Origin of the sequence: Flavobacterium sp. ZT3R18, assembly GCF_007097385.1 — a bacterium.
In the GTDB taxonomy this organism is placed as follows: domain Bacteria; phylum Bacteroidota; class Bacteroidia; order Flavobacteriales; family Flavobacteriaceae; genus Flavobacterium.
This window is the reverse complement of the sequence record NZ_VJZS01000007.1, coordinates 210046-224891: the sequence shown is the minus strand read 5'-3', so window position 1 is coordinate 224891 and position 14846 is coordinate 210046. Positions and strand designations below refer to the sequence as shown.

At 31.8% G+C, this 14846-nt stretch carries 13 protein-coding genes; 12 read left to right on the top strand and 1 reads right to left on the bottom strand.

Annotated elements, in window-relative coordinates; all coding sequences use genetic code 11:
- Nucleotides 1-2228 (bottom strand): SusC/RagA family TonB-linked outer membrane protein (locus FNW52_RS10355; protein WP_143377392.1); only part of this gene is annotated, 2228 nt, incomplete at its 3' end.
- A 711-nt stretch (nucleotides 2229-2939) separates the two neighbouring features.
- Here FNW52_RS10355 and FNW52_RS10350 point away from each other — a divergent pair.
- The 12 genes from FNW52_RS10350 to FNW52_RS10295 all read left to right on the top strand — a co-directional run bounded on the left by FNW52_RS10350 (nucleotide 2940) and on the right by FNW52_RS10295 (nucleotide 14841).
- Nucleotides 2940-3218: a helix-turn-helix domain-containing protein gene (locus FNW52_RS10350; protein WP_143377391.1), complete on the top strand. Its 279-nt coding sequence runs from the start codon at nucleotides 2940-2942 to the stop codon at nucleotides 3216-3218.
- Between the two features lie 52 nt (nucleotides 3219-3270).
- The gene (locus tag FNW52_RS10345) at nucleotides 3271-3873 is read left to right on the top strand and encodes a hypothetical protein (protein ID WP_143377390.1); all 603 of its coding nucleotides are present in this window, start codon (nucleotides 3271-3273) and stop codon (nucleotides 3871-3873) included.
- A gap of 790 nt (nucleotides 3874-4663) precedes the next feature.
- On the top strand, nucleotides 4664-5470 hold the full coding sequence (locus tag FNW52_RS10340) for a hypothetical protein (protein WP_143377389.1): 807 nt from the start codon (nucleotides 4664-4666) through the stop codon (nucleotides 5468-5470).
- A gap of 124 nt (nucleotides 5471-5594) precedes the next feature.
- Nucleotides 5595-6797, top strand: coding sequence for a hypothetical protein (locus FNW52_RS10335; protein WP_143377388.1), 1203 nt, complete (start codon nucleotides 5595-5597; stop codon nucleotides 6795-6797).
- 12 nt (nucleotides 6798-6809) lie between these two features.
- Nucleotides 6810-7994 carry a DUF4280 domain-containing protein gene (locus tag FNW52_RS21290; protein ID WP_143377387.1) on the top strand — a complete coding sequence of 395 codons (1185 nt, stop codon included), beginning with the start codon at nucleotides 6810-6812 and terminating at the stop codon, nucleotides 7992-7994.
- Entirely contained in the window at nucleotides 7954-8400 is a 447-nt protein-coding gene (locus FNW52_RS10325; RefSeq protein ID WP_143377386.1) for a hypothetical protein, read from the top strand. Before FNW52_RS21290 ends, FNW52_RS10325 begins: the two co-directional genes overlap by 41 nt.
- Before the next feature lie 184 nt (nucleotides 8401-8584).
- Entirely contained in the window at nucleotides 8585-9085 is a 501-nt protein-coding gene (locus FNW52_RS10320; protein ID WP_143377385.1) for a hypothetical protein, read from the top strand.
- Nucleotides 9086-9118: 33 nt separating this feature from the next.
- Nucleotides 9119-9859 carry a hypothetical protein gene (locus FNW52_RS10315; protein ID WP_143377384.1) on the top strand — a complete coding sequence of 247 codons (741 nt, stop codon included), beginning with the start codon at nucleotides 9119-9121 and terminating at the stop codon, nucleotides 9857-9859.
- Between the two features lie 136 nt (nucleotides 9860-9995).
- Nucleotides 9996-12770, top strand: coding sequence for an OmpA family protein (locus tag FNW52_RS10310; protein WP_143377383.1), 2775 nt, complete (start codon nucleotides 9996-9998; stop codon nucleotides 12768-12770).
- A gap of 13 nt (nucleotides 12771-12783) precedes the next feature.
- Nucleotides 12784-13467, top strand: a complete 684-nt coding sequence (locus tag FNW52_RS10305; protein WP_143377382.1) for a hypothetical protein — start codon at nucleotides 12784-12786, stop codon at nucleotides 13465-13467.
- 7 nt (nucleotides 13468-13474) lie between these two features.
- Entirely contained in the window at nucleotides 13475-14134 is a 660-nt protein-coding gene (locus FNW52_RS10300; RefSeq protein ID WP_143377381.1) for a hypothetical protein, read from the top strand.
- Between the two features lie 17 nt (nucleotides 14135-14151).
- Nucleotides 14152-14841 carry a hypothetical protein gene (locus FNW52_RS10295; protein WP_143377380.1) on the top strand — a complete coding sequence of 230 codons (690 nt, stop codon included), beginning with the start codon at nucleotides 14152-14154 and terminating at the stop codon, nucleotides 14839-14841.
- Nucleotides 14842-14846: the final 5 nt, after the last annotated feature.

Genomic DNA, 14846 nt, shown 5'->3' with positions numbered 1-14846 from the left:
GTAAAACCAGTTGTACCAGGCAAAGGGACACCCACTAATTGATTAGAAGATCGATTTTGATACCAAGCAACCGTGGCGAAAATTCGATCGTGCAAAAAACCTAGTTCCAGCGCCATTTCCAATTTTTTATTGGTTTCCCAACCAAAATTTGAATTATAAAGGCGTGTAGGTTGCAAACCAATATTTCCATTATAGGCTACTGCTGATGTGGTGTACGTATTTAAAAACTGATAATCTCCAATTTGGTCATTACCTGTAGTACCATAGCTAGAACGGATTTTACCAAAACTAAACCATGAATTGTCTTTTAGGAAGCTCTGATTAGAAAATAGCCAAGCAACACCAATTGCTCCAAAATCAGCAAATTGATTTCCAGGGCCAAATCGACTAGATCCATCACGTCGGGCAGTAAGATTCAAAATATAACGCTGTTGCCAGTTGTAATTTATTCTGCCAAAAAAAGCTTGGTATTTGTAGTGGGTTTCATCGCTAAGTAATACGTTGACACTATTGGCTGAGGCTAAATTATAGATCAGACTATTGGAACTAAAGCCATTTCCAGATTGAAAAAGCCTCGTTGTGGTCTGACTTTGAAAGGTAGCTCCCAATAAAACTCCCAGTTTTCCGCTACCAAAGTCTTTTTCCCAATTGATTTGTGGCTCTACTATCCAAGAGGAACGATCCGTATTATTGAGATATATTGCGGAGGTAGCACTAGTAATATTATAAGCAGGATTATATACTGATGAGGGTGCTGTACGGGTTTCTGCAGTACTCAAGTCGGTATATCCAAAACTATTTTTGAGTACTAGTCCCGGCAATAATTCATACGACAATACTGTATTGGCTATCAAATCATTTGTTTTGGATTCGAATTTTGCATTGAGGTTTCTCAGTGGATTATCCCAAGTTCCATTCTCCCAGTTCAAATTACCATCAGCATCATGTAGTGCGGGCGCATTAGGAGGTAGCGAACGTGCATCGTAAGTAAAATCAAAAGCAGGTTGATTATTATTCTGAGCGTTATACCCTCCTGAAAATGTTAATCGAAATTTATTATCCTCTGAGCGGTGGTTTAAATTGATTTGACTTCCTCCTTTTTTATATAGGAAGTCACCAGCAAAAACAGTAGATTCGGTGTGATAGTTACCACTTACCAGAAACTGGGTATTTTCAGATCCTCCTGATACAGTACCTTGTAGGTCGTTTATTTGTGAAGTACCTCCCAAGAGTTCCTTTTGCCAGTCCGTATAACGGTTTTGATCCCAAGTCCCATTAATGTCATAGTCCCAAGGATTGTACTCGGTAATACCATCATTTATAAAAGCTTGTTTGCGCATGGCTAAGTATTGTTGGGTATTCATGAGTTTTATGAATTTTGTAACAGTACCAACACCACTAGAAGCTGTTATGTTAAAAGTGGTTTTTCCGGCTTTTCCCTTTTTTGTAGTAATTAGCACAACTCCATTAGCGCCTCTAGACCCATAAATGGCTGTGGCATCGGCATCTTTTAATATTTCAATGCTTTCAATAGTGTCAGGATTAATACTATTTAAAGGACTGGTGACGGTAGGAAATGTTGAAGAAGTTTGATTATAACCAATAGGGTCTGAAGCATAAGGTACGCCGTCTATGATATACAATGGCGAATTTCCATCACTACGGATACTATTTTGTCCCCTAATTTTAATGTCAAAACCACCTCCGGGAACACCTGTGGTTTGTATGATGTTTACACCTGCCATGCGGCCTTGCATAGTTGCCAGCACATTAGTGACAGGTTGGGTTTCAATATCTTTTGCTGTGATTCTGGCAATGCTCCCCGTGCGTTCACTTTGCTTTACGGAATAGTAGCCTGCATTGATCTTGACCTCCTGTAGCGCAGTTGCGTCTTCCTGCATTTTGATATTGATTACTGAACGACCAGCAACAGGAATTGCAAGAGTTTTAAAGCCTACGTAAGTAAAAATAAGAATATCGTCGGGAGATGCTGTTATGACGTATTTGCCGTCGAAATCAGAAACGACCATTTTTTGCTGTCCTTTTACGGAAATAGTGACCCCGGAAAGAGGAACAGCACCGTCTGTTATAGTACCGGTGACTTGTTGCGTTGAAGTCGTACTAAGGGGCACATTTTGTGCAAACGAAGGAGAATGGCATAAGCACAGCCCTAAAATAAGGGGATAGCAAAGTACCAGCCATCTTTTGTTTAATGAAAATTTTTTCATAATATTGATATAGTTTGAAGGAACATTTGTTTGTTTCTTTGGTCCTCTAATCTAGTTTGCGACGAAGTTAGAGGGCCTTTTTTGGTTTAGTTTTAAAGTCAATAAATTGTGTTCTTATTTAATCATAGGCGGTTTTTTGTTTGAAGTATTTGGTTTAAAATTGGACATAGACATCTACTGCCGACTAAGAAAAGGGAATTTTCCTGACGGGAATTTTTGTGGCTTACCGGTTGTAGCCACTACTAACACTAAGCTTAGTGCGTATTTAAGGGTATGGTTTTATTTTAATCATAGGCGTGCGAATTTTAGCGGGTTAAACTGCTGCGAGACTGTGAAAATAAAGAAGTAGTGCTAAGAATATAAGCGGAGTATGTACCAAGAGAATAAAAAATGGCGCAGAACTCAGCTTATATCGCTCCAAGGTACTGGCATACCTACCACGAATAAGTGAGCCCACGCCATGGGACGTGAGCATCATACTTATCCTCTCGTGGTTTTAAAAACGCCAGTTTTTGGAACGAGATTCAAAGCGAATGCTTCAAATGTTTTTATATGAAGAATCGCAAAATTATTTAATTAAATGCTCAAAGCAAATATTATCGAATAATAATTTCAATAATAAACAAATATAACAAAAAATAGCTATTTGTTATAAGTTCTTATAACATTTTTTTGAAAAAATATTACGCTTTTTGTTTAAAAGCTAAAAAAATGGAGAAACATAAGGAAGAAAAGCTAAAAAAATTTGGTTTACATATCAAGAAACTTCGAACTGAATTAAATTTGAGTCAAGATAATGTGGCATTAAATAGTGATAAACTTATTAAAGCCACTATAAGTGAAATTGAAAATGGCAAAAGAAATTTATCTTTTACTACACTTTTAGATTTAGCAAAAGGACTAGGAAAACACCCAAGAGAATTATTAGATTTCGATTTTGAAACATATTATGACGAATTAGACTCAGCTGATAATTCAGAAAAGAAATAAATAATTGAAAAAGATACCTAAGCTTCTTTTCTATTAAATATAATAAATCGATATGGATTTGATTAATGGCATTATAACAACAATAATATCAAGTTTACTTGGAGCTTTCCTAGGGAAGCAGCCAATAGGCAATGTACTTAATTTTTTTCAAAGAAGAAAACTAAAAAATATGACAAATACTTTAGACACGCATTCTTTGTTTGAAAAATTGGATGCAGATTTTAAATCGAAATTTATCCTGCCAGATTTGAAGGAAATTTATTTCTATACTCAAACTGGAATTAAGACTAATGAAAAGTCAATACTCAAGTATATCGAATTTAAAAATAAATTAGGAGGCAAATATACTTGGCCAGACATAAAAAAAGTGGATCAACATTTGGATTTACAAAGTGAAGAAATAAAGATAAAACTAAATAAACTACAAAGAACATATAGTAGTGTTGCTTTCATATCTTTTCCCTTGATTCTTTTAACTGGATTTATACTTCTGTCTTTACAATCTGTTGAATCACAAAGTATGATGAAAATTTTTATAACCATGCTATCCTATTTATTTCTACCTGCAATTTGTGGTTATGTACTTCTTGCCACATCAACTTCGATATTCATAGCAAAACAAATGGAAAAAAGACTAAAGGATCAGACCAGCTAAGAGTTTTAGGATTTGAACCTCTTTCTATAAAGTAAATCAATATAATAAAAAAAAGTAGCCTCGCTTAAATGATTTAAGCGAGGTTGCTTTTTTAGTAACCTCCTAAAAATGTTCTTGGGGATACAAAAAACTATTGAAGCGTTGGCAAAGGAGTGTCTTTTGTGTCTCGTCCTGAGTTCTGTTAATGTTTTTCATCAAATACAAAGTAAAGGCCAATTTGCAATCCGTGGCCACAAAAATGAGCTACTACGATGATCCAACGTTCAAAAAAACTATAAGAAATTTATTCATGTCGTTTTTTTGTGTTTTTAAAATTAAAAAAATGTCAACCAACTACAAAGCAACAGCTATAGAAGAAGCCTATTTTATCACTATTACAACTGTAGTAGTTAGATATCTTTACACGTCTCAATCAAAAATACAACACCATTAATTATTTTAAGAAATTATTAAGAAAATAAAGTAAGAAATTACATTTTCGTTAAAATAAAATAGATTAGTTTTACTTAAAAAAGAAGAATGTCAGAATCGATTTTAACTACTAACTATTTTGAGGTTGCCAATACAGCTCATTTTCGCATTAAAGAAATTAGAATACAAGACATTTTGTACCTATCAGATTTTTACAGAAAATTTTACAGGTCAGAATTGCAATATACGACTCCATGAAATAAAATACATTACCAAAGGACTCCGTTTTAAATCCTCCCAAACTCATTTAAAGATGACTGTCGATTCCCTATTTGACTATGAGGAAACATTATCAATAATAGCCAAACAATAACTTGATATGGGAATGACGTCCAATTATTGTTTGATCGAAAACGAGATCGCAATGTGCATAGGTGGGGTTGAATTTAACTATAAAGATGAATTTGAAGTTTTTATAGAAAAATATGAGAATAAGACCTATGACATCCTTATAAATAAATTAAACAGAGAAGTCTTTGGAGCTCCTGCCGATTGTAAATTTGAACAATTGTATGAACAAACGACCAATACTTTGTTGCCAATAGCACTTTTAATAGAAGAAGAATCGTTACAAATTAGAAATGGGCGAAACCGGAGTCTAAAAGCACTAGATGAAAATCGGAATGTTGTAGACTGTCATGGTATTGACTTCGATTATATAGAGCAACGTTTTTGGAGTGAAACAGATACAGTCGAAAAAATTGAAGAATATACAGCTTATTTAAACATCATAAAAGCGTTAAGTATTTCATTGCAAAAACAAGAAGATTGCGAAAACCATAAATCCGATTGGGGTATGGCTTTAATTGCACATACCTACTGGGATGATGTGCAAACACGATATGATAAGACCAATAATTGTTTAAAATCGATTTCGGATACTATTGATATAGATAAATTAATGGAAGCTATAAATGAAAAAATATTAAACAATCAACTCCCTATTACTGCCCTATTAGAGAAAGATAAAATAAAACAAACGTCAACCTACGAGCATTTTGTGCAGTATCGAACAAAAGGATTGGATTTTATCGACTCAAAAACCTGTGTAAAAATAGCAGTTGATGATCTTATTCATTTTAAAGAAACAATCGTAATACACGCAACACTAGATCATAAATTCTAATATAATAATTATGAATTATTTATAGGAAGATGATTTTTCTTTATGATGTTAATAGTGTATATATGGATGCAATTATTTGGTTTACAGAGGTTTGGTGTTTATAAAAAAAATAGAAGAATAAATTATGGCAGGAATTAGTTTTTATATACCCGATAGAGATGACGATGATCACGATAAATACACCATAAAGAGAGGAGATACCTTTCATAGCATTGCTGAAGAATTAGGTATAGAATGGCATATTCTGCGAACGTATCACAATACGCATTGTGCTGAGGATAAAGACGTGATAAATGCCTATTTACCGAGCCACTTACCGTTTTTACTTTTGCAACCTATCAAACTACAGGCAAATGGAGAGCCTGAACCCGTTCCTCTAAAAAAGGCACTTTTAGGCAAAGATTTTAGCCTCCCTTTTCAGCAAATCAGCATGAAAAATGATTATGGAGTAATCTGTACAATTGCCAATGGAGATGAAGTTCATACTTTAAAATATGAATTGAGTACAAAATGGGTAGATATTGACCAAAATGGATATTCTTTTTATGAGATTGACAGATTATCTAAAATTTATCTTAACAATATAGAGAGTGATACTATAGCTGATGAGTTGGCCGAAAAAATATCTAGTGTTTTGTATCCATTGATTGTAGTGGTGGATTATGAAGGAGAGTTTGTAGCTGTTCATAATTTTCAAGATATAAAAAACCGCTGGGATAACAAACAGCCCGAAATACTCGAAGCCTATCCTGGAGAAGAGACTGAAAAATATTTAGCTCTTTTTGATGAAAATTTAAAAAGCGAAGAAACTTTGAGTTTAGCACTTTCCTATGATTGGTTTATCAGAGCTTTTTTTAATGGTATTCACACAGGATATACCTCAAAACTATCTTTTGAAAGAGACATGTATTTTCCTTTTCTTGCAAAAAATGAGGATTTAAAGTTTCGTGTAACCCATAAAATGGATGAATATCTAGATGAAAATAATTTGATCAATATTGATATAAAAGGAATACTGAAAGATGATAGGACAAAAACAGATTTTGAATACGAATTAGATTTGCCTATTAGCTCATCATTAGACCAAAATGCGGTAGGCAGTTATAGTGCAAAATATTTTCTAAATCCCAATAATTACAAAATAGAAACACTTTTTATAGAATGTGCCATTACTCTTGAGATACCGCAAAAATTTTCGGTTATGGTAACTGATTTGAATGCAAAAGCAAACCTAATACTGGGGTCAAGAGAATCCCTCTTTGTGGATGAAGTAAAAAAGGAAGATAGTTTTTTTAAGATGTTTACAGATGTTTTAAGAGGTAGATAAAAATAAATAGTTATGAGCGAAAAACACATTGTAGTACAAGGCGCAACCTGCAAATGCAAATTTAGCGTAGAACCTAAAGTGGATAAATTAAAGGTAAAATCGCAAACAAAGCATTATGCCAATGATAAAGATGGGTCAAAAAAACTAATTGCCAGTGATAAAGATATAGGGCAAACTTTGGAGAAAAACACCTTTGGCAAATGCAAGATGCAACCAGCAGGAAATGATTATTTGCCTTGCCAAGCTGTGATTACCAAATGGGATGGTTCTTATGATAAAATGAATTTGTCTAACAAAGGCAAACCATTACTAGAAGATAGTAAAGGAACTTGCCCCATAGGTGGTCCCGGATGTATTGAGATCACAAAACATGGTCAAGTTGCAGAATCTAGCAAACAAAATTTTAAAAACGCAAATCCGATGGTTCATAACCTAATTAACCCAATGGTGGATGTTAGGGATATGTACAAGAAACAGTCTACGCATAAGGGATTAGAGGACAATGACGGGAAAAAGAAAGCTATAATAATTACAATTACCACACAAACAGTAGGGGAAGCAATGATAAAATTGGTAGGTGCGGATGATCGAGGTCTTAAGGGTAATTATGTAATGATTTCAGTGCCTACGTATAAAGTAGTAATCGTTGATGGCGAAAATTCTAATTTTCGAATGGAATCTACAGTTACAAGAGATTCTTGGAGTATTGATAAATTTTCGAATAATATTGCAACAATATCTAATTCTGCCTTTGAACCTGCAAATGAAAATGAGAATGAATATGATACTATATATAATGCACCCTATCCTCATGAAAATGATACAGCGGCTTATGCTTTGGAGCAGAATGGAAGTTCAGTATTAAAATCGGAGCTACGAAAAAACGAAAGAGGTGAAATTGTTACTATTGCTTCCAGTATAATGATTCACGTTGGAGGGATCTATCATAATGAGAAAGACGCAACTTTAGATAACAAAGCAAGAACGAGGGCAGGTGGTTCAAAAGGCTGCTTTGGTATTGTAAATATTGGGAATTCTTTTAAAAATCCATCTGATACTGAAACAAAACGTGTCATAGGTGGTATCCGAAAACAATCTGATGATAATGCGTTTTTTGGCTATTCGGATGTAAAAGTAATTATACAAAAAAGAAAATATGTTGAAAGAACTAAACAGGTTAGTGTACCTAAGCAGTAGTTTTTTGTTATTGTCATGTGGCAATGACTACAAAGGAAAGATGGTTGTGATTTCGTCACATTTAACGGAGAAAAATCTATTTTCTTGCTCTATTGTAAGTCAAGGTCAAATTATTGACATAGATAGCTTACTACTATATAATAATGGGGAATTAAAAGAATATCAAGGTTGTGCTTCCGAAGGACTTTATACTTTTAGATACGATACAGGCAATTTTTTTGAAGATAGAGACGCTCGTAATAAAACTTACTATAGATATAAAAATTTAGACTTGCGCAAAGAAAAAAACTCAATAATTTTTTTTAACAAAAGTTACATAATACAAAGGACAAACAAAGACAGCATTTTTACAAAACCTGATATGAACAAAAATTGCATGATTTTTGTAGGAAAAATAAAAGACTAAAACAATGGCTAAAGGCGTAAAAAAAATAAAATGGACTGGTGAAGGAACTGTAAAAAGACTGTTAATATTGTTTTGGAATGTTTGATTTAAGAGTAGGAAGATGAACAACAACAACTTAATAATTATAATTCTATTACTATTTAGCTTAAAAGCTAGATCACAAAACATTAATTCTTTATTAAACTTGAGTGACACATTAAAAAATAAATGTGAATTAAGAATATATATAGATAAAGGGATTACTAACAGTGGTTTTGTATTTATTTTATCTAAAAACGAAAATGATGAATGGAAATCTGAATATATTCAGTGGTATGAACCAACTCTTAATAAAAAATTTAGGTTTTATAAAAAGGAATTGAAATACGATAAAAATCATTTAGAATTGTGGCTTACTATTCAAACTAAGAATATTGAATTTTTGCCAAACGAAAGCTATTTTAAATATAAAAAGGAAAAGCAAACTGTTGAAAAAGAAAATGGTGAATATTTTTTGGCTCTTCATAAAGCAACTATTATAGATGGAAACATGTATAAAATAAAATATAAAAATGGTAATATAAAAAATGAAATTGAATATAATAATCCAGAGGGTTATTTAAAAAGTAATCCTGAAATAGATGAATTATTTGATTTTGTAGAAATTTTAAGAATGCTAAGAAGTGAATTTAACATTGAACTATAAAATAGTTGATTCAGTATTATATGAAAACCGCAAATGAATAAATTTTTCACCTTAATAACACTTACATTATCACTAAACTGTATAGGACAGAATAATAAAATTTTTGTTATTAAAGAATATATTAAAAATGATAGTTTAATATATAGAAATAAAAATGATTTTAAGTTTAATCAAGAGAACATTTATGAAGACCAAATATATATTGTGTCTAAAACTTGTAGCGGTCAATGGGGTGGTACAGTTAAATTCAAAAATAAAAAGACAAATATTGAATATTCTGCCTCAGCAACTTGTCCCGTTGCTGTAAACAAACTTAATGGCAAATATTATGTAACAAATAGCTTGGCTCATTTAGATGGTTTTTCTGAGATTCTTGAAATTGAAAACCCAGCTTTATTGACTGTTTTTAAGCCAACCAAACCAAGGAAAAAGAAAGGAAAGATCATTATTATGAATATTGGTGACGATGAATCTAAATCGAAAAAAGGAACTAAACAATTGATTTACAGTGTGGGAGTGCTAACACTTGCTTCTTTTCCATTTAAAGGGCAATTGTATCATATCGTAACGGATTATAGAAATACTTTTTTAGCAAAAATTGACAACAATAAATTTGTAAAAATTGACACCGTTTCCAATGAAAGTATTTGGAGTAATGATCCAGAAGTATTTATAACGACAGATAAACACCTAGTTGCATTTTTTGAAAATGAGGATGTAAAAGGCTATTTTGATATAATTGACAACCAAATAAATATAATACGTCAGAAATAAAAAAGTCACATCAACACTTTATTGCAATTGGTGTATTAGTTATTCCCTGCTCTTCAATGGTTAATTTGAAGAATATGGAGAAAGAAGAAAAACACGCTGGTAGTGAGGATATTACTAAATAATATATTTTAATGTTATGGCAAAAGGAGTAAAAAAAATAAAATGGACTGGTGAAGGAACCATAAAAAGTAGTCTATCCGTTCCTAATAAAAAAGTAACAATAGATCCAGACCAATATGTATGGTTTAAAGTGGGTGAATGGGATGAAGGGCTGCTAGAAGCTGATAAAAGAAAAAGTCTAACTTGGATATTACAAGACAAAAAGGCAAAAACGATTATCAAACAGAAATCATTACCTGCGGATAATAAATATGGGTTAAAACTCTCAAAAAATCTATGTGGTTCTTTTGAGTATTATATAGAGGCTAGTCTTTCTGGAAGTAGAAATTCATCCAAAGATACGGGTTTGATTGTAAGTGGCTATTGTGAACCCAAGATAACAACTAGTAAATGGTGTACTACAAATGATGGGGACGATGTGAGTAAAAGTCATGTTTTTTCATATGGAGAAGCTATTTACTTGAATATAGAGACCGAGGGGTTAAACGGTAGTAAAAATTTAATTGTGGATGTTTTTAGACATGAGAATTTAAAAACGGATCCGCTAATTTTTACCTATACAAGCGTAGATGTTATAGATGGTGAAATTAATCTTGCCATGTTGAATACCTTTTCTTGGTATGGAAAAATAAAAGGAATCAAAGAGGATGAAGAATTTTATGTAAAAATAAAAGACGCTTCAACAGGTAAATATATAGTAGATAGTCATCATGACATAATACACGCGCGATTTTTGAAAATAAAGAAGAAAATTGTGTCTCGTGAGATCAAGCCTCCTACAAACTTAACCCCCTTGAAAGTAGGTAAGCCTGATGAAAAAGCGGAAAGATATGAACCTTGTAAGTTTGATACTATTGCTATAGACAAAACTATTATTTTTGATAAGGGAAAAAGTAAAAAAGGAGCAATTAATCCAAAAGGAACAGTCACGAAAACTATCTTTTTTGATTTTGATGTCTCTACTATAAATGCAGAAGGATATGCAAAGCTGAACAAAACTTTACAATTTTTGTTGGAAAATCAGAGTTATAGCATTACAGTAGCTGGATTTGCCTGTGTAATTGGGAAAGAAAATTATAATCAAGGTTTGTCTCAAAAAAGGAGTGATGCTGTAAAAAAAATGTTCATCGATGGAGGATTAGACCCCAAAAGAATAATCTCAAAAGGGTTTGGTGAAATACAAATTCAAACAGGTGATAAAAATTACACCATAAAGTCGGACGATGATAAAAAAGGGAAAGATAATGTAAAATTTAAAGATGAAAAGACATATATCGAGGCTCGTAGAGTAGATGTGTCATTTGATTATACAGGACATGCACTAACCATATATTACGAAACGATAGCACCGAGCCATGATAAAAATGTTACCATCGACATAACCGATTTTCAGAACAAAGCTTGTTTTAAGGAAAAAAACAAACACGAAAAGAAAATAAGAGTGGCCTCTCCAGAATACGCTAAGAAAAATGAAATAGAAAAAAGTGGAGATACGATTGACTTTCCTATTCATTCAAGTTTAGAAACTTGGAATGTTGCCCCAATGCAATACATTTGGCCGAAATGGAATTTATCAGATGGTGCAACAGGAAAAGGGTTAGATTCAGCTAATATATACAAAGTTCATGCACATTCTTGCCGGTATTTTTCGGAAGAAAAATATACAACAGTATTGGTAAAAGCTTATCCAGACATTAAATGGGATTTTCATTTCTTTTTAAATCTTAGCAATAAACTAAGTGTGAAATGGCAAAACCTACCACCAGGCAAGGATAAAGAGATGAAAAGCAAAGCTGGGAAAATTGGCGCTGAGAAAAGATGGAAACAAACAGAAGTTGATTTCGGGGTAATCCTAGAAGCAAATTGGGATAAAATTGATGCCGAAAAATACAAAGGACACTACGATGGAACTTTAAAATATGAGGCGAAAATTAAACAACTCTATTCTGTATTTTCTTCGTTAAAAGAATTTTCTAAAGGTGTAACTGGCGGAACAAAAGGTGCTGTAAAAAAGAGTAAGATAGGTGATAAACTACCTATAACATTCGAAATGGAACCTCCTAATTTTTGTTTAGGAGCAATATGGCAATTAGAAAGAGGGAGCAAAAACAATATTCTCTCTAATGAGTTAGGCACTGAAATAAAATTTTATTTTAAAGCTGAGCCACTTATTGGTTTAACCATGACAATAGATTTGCTTGATATGGTTGTTCAAGCTGGAATTGCAGTAGTTTCTGCGGGTACGGCCAATGCTGCAGCGAAAGTAATTTTCGACGAAATAAGAGAATGGGCAGCTGAAGATAGAGACCAAGGTATTACTTTTAAAATTAATTTCGATCTAATACTAACAGGATTAATAAGTGGTAGTGCGGATATGACTATTAATACTGCCTCCGACAAAAACACAGCGGAAGCAGAGATAAAAACGAAGCTCTCTGCCGAAATAAAACTAAATGTAGAGCTAAAAGCCAAGGCAGTAGCGCTAGAAGTAACAGTTTATGCAGCAGGAATTGCATCAGCTTCGGGTGAAGCCTCTATCACTTTTGGACATTCTTTAAAATATAACCAAATGCCTCAAAACTTATACTATAGGCCTCAAATGACTTTTGACGGTGTCAAAGCCAAAGTTCTTGTAAAAATTGAAGCAGGTCTTTCGGCCAAAAAGCTAAACCTAGACCTTAAACGAGATAAAGTCATAGTTGAGGATGATTTTATTTTTTGGGATGGGTTTGATATTATCGAACAGCTAGAAAAAACAACGGGCTATAATGCCAATATAAAACTCATTTAAAATAATTATAATCATGAAAAATTCAATCTTACTAGCCATTACCTGTATATTGATGCAAAGCTGTAATTCTCAAGAAAAAGACCTAGCCCAATTAACGTTTACCGAAAAATACAATACTTTTTTTGAAGATATTCCAAATGAATTGGATAAAGATTATTCCATAGTTGATGCACAATTGTATAATTCATATAAATCTGAATCTGAAAGAATACTTTTTTTTAATGGGATTGATTTAAGTGGATATCGCGATAAAAAAGGAGCTTTTGGCACTAATAATATTCGATTTGAATTTTCTAAAAATGATAGTATATTAAATTTTTATTATTTAAAATTATACACCAAGGAAAAAGTAGATAAATTAATAGAGGCTATAAATAATAAGATTGGTAAACCAAGTTATATTACTATGTTTAACCCGAATGATTCTTCACCATATGCACTATTATGGGAAGATAAAACTAGTTTTTATTTACTAACAGGTGCAAATAAAAATCTACCTAATCTCATAGCATTCAATAAAAACAATCTTATAATTAGAAAGCAATGGCTCTCGGGTCCATTTCAATATTACGGTGATTATTTAGATGAAATTGACGAAAAAGGATTAAAAAAAGAAGCTTATAGTTATAAAAATTATGTAGACGACAGAAACAAAGAAGGATATGGTGAATACTTGAAAAATTATAGAAAGCCATAAGATTGTTATGAGAAAAAGTATCATATTAGCTTTTGTTTGCGTTTTGTTACAATCCTGTAATTCTCAAACAAAAAATAAAATAGAAGAAAAAACTAATAAGATGGAGAGTAAGTCAACAATGGTACAACCATTTGATTTAGCTAGTTTAACATTAAATGAAGACATAAACGATATTTTATCATCTGTAAAACTTTCAAAAACGGATACTATCAAAATTAATAATCTTACCCTAATGGGAAATGAGAAACTTGTTTTTGATTCAGAAAAACTATTAACTTTTAATAAAATTAAACTTGCCAATAAGAATAGTAAGGGTACAAATAATGTAATATTTTATTATGGTAAAATTGATGATGAAATTGGACAGCTTAATAATGAAAAAAATAATATTGTAGGTATGTATCAAGTTAATTTATATGCCGCTAAAGAATCTGAAGAATTGTTTAATTCACTTAAACTTAAATTTAACAAACCAAGTGATATTTTTAATTTAGGCCCAATAAATACTTATTTATGGATAAGAAATAATATTTATTATTACTACTTCACAAAAGACAATGATGAATTCTATAGAGTTTTATTTGTCTTTAAAAAAGGAGACAAAGAATGGATTGATTTTATAGGTTCATTAGGTTTCGATAGTGGAAGAATTAAGCTAGTTAAGTAATTAAATAAGTCTTTTGAATGAAAAAAACTGTATTATTAATAATGGTTTGTATTTTGATGCAAAGCTGCAACTCTAAAGAAAAAGATTTAGCACAAATAACTTTTACTGAAAAATACGATACTTTTTTTGGAGATATTCCAAATGTATTGGATAAAGACTATTCCATAGTTGATGCACAATTGTATAATTCATATAAATCTGAATCTGAAAAAACACTTTATTTTAATGGTGTTGATTTAAGTGGATATCGCGATGAAAAGGGATCCTTTGGGACTAATAATGTTCGGTTTGAATTTTCTAAAAACGATAGTGTACTAAATTTTTATTATTTGACATTATATACTCAAGAAAAAGTAAAGAAATTAATAGAGAATATAAATAATAAAATTGGTAAGCCCGTTTACATTTCTACGCTTTTGTCTAATCCAGAAAATTCTAAACCTGATGCTTTATTATGGGCAGACAAAACCAGCTTTTATTTACTGACTGGGGCTACTCAAAATCAATCTGATTTTGTTGTCTTTAATAAAAAAAACATTACAATTAGAGAACAGTGGCTTTCAGGACCATTTCAGTATTATGAAAATTATTTAGAAAAATTAGAGCAAAAGAAGTTAAAAAAAGAAGCTTATAGTTATAAGAATTTTATAGACGAAATGGCTAAGGAAGGAAGGAAGTTATATTTAGAGAAATATATAAAACCATAAAATAA

Bases quoted from the DNA above. Each gene is read 5' to 3' on its own strand.
- FNW52_RS10315 (WP_143377384.1), top strand. From the start codon at position 9,119: ATGAATAAATTTTTCACCTTAATAACACTTACATTATCACTAAACTGT.
- FNW52_RS10305 (WP_143377382.1), top strand. From the start codon at position 12,784: ATGAAAAATTCAATCTTACTAGCCATTACCTGTATATTGATGCAAAGC.
- FNW52_RS10345 (WP_143377390.1), top strand. From the start codon at position 3,271: ATGGATTTGATTAATGGCATTATAACAACAATAATATCAAGTTTACTT.
- FNW52_RS10340 (WP_143377389.1), top strand. From the start codon at position 4,664: ATGGGAATGACGTCCAATTATTGTTTGATCGAAAACGAGATCGCAATG.
- FNW52_RS10310 (WP_143377383.1), top strand. From the start codon at position 9,996: ATGGCAAAAGGAGTAAAAAAAATAAAATGGACTGGTGAAGGAACCATA.
- FNW52_RS10335 (WP_143377388.1), top strand. From the start codon at position 5,595: ATGGCAGGAATTAGTTTTTATATACCCGATAGAGATGACGATGATCAC.
- FNW52_RS10325 (WP_143377386.1), top strand. From the start codon at position 7,954: ATGTTGAAAGAACTAAACAGGTTAGTGTACCTAAGCAGTAGTTTTTTG.
- FNW52_RS10300 (WP_143377381.1), top strand. From the start codon at position 13,475: ATGAGAAAAAGTATCATATTAGCTTTTGTTTGCGTTTTGTTACAATCC.
- FNW52_RS10295 (WP_143377380.1), top strand. From the start codon at position 14,152: ATGAAAAAAACTGTATTATTAATAATGGTTTGTATTTTGATGCAAAGC.
- FNW52_RS10350 (WP_143377391.1), top strand. From the start codon at position 2,940: ATGGAGAAACATAAGGAAGAAAAGCTAAAAAAATTTGGTTTACATATC.
- FNW52_RS21290 (WP_143377387.1), top strand. From the start codon at position 6,810: ATGAGCGAAAAACACATTGTAGTACAAGGCGCAACCTGCAAATGCAAA.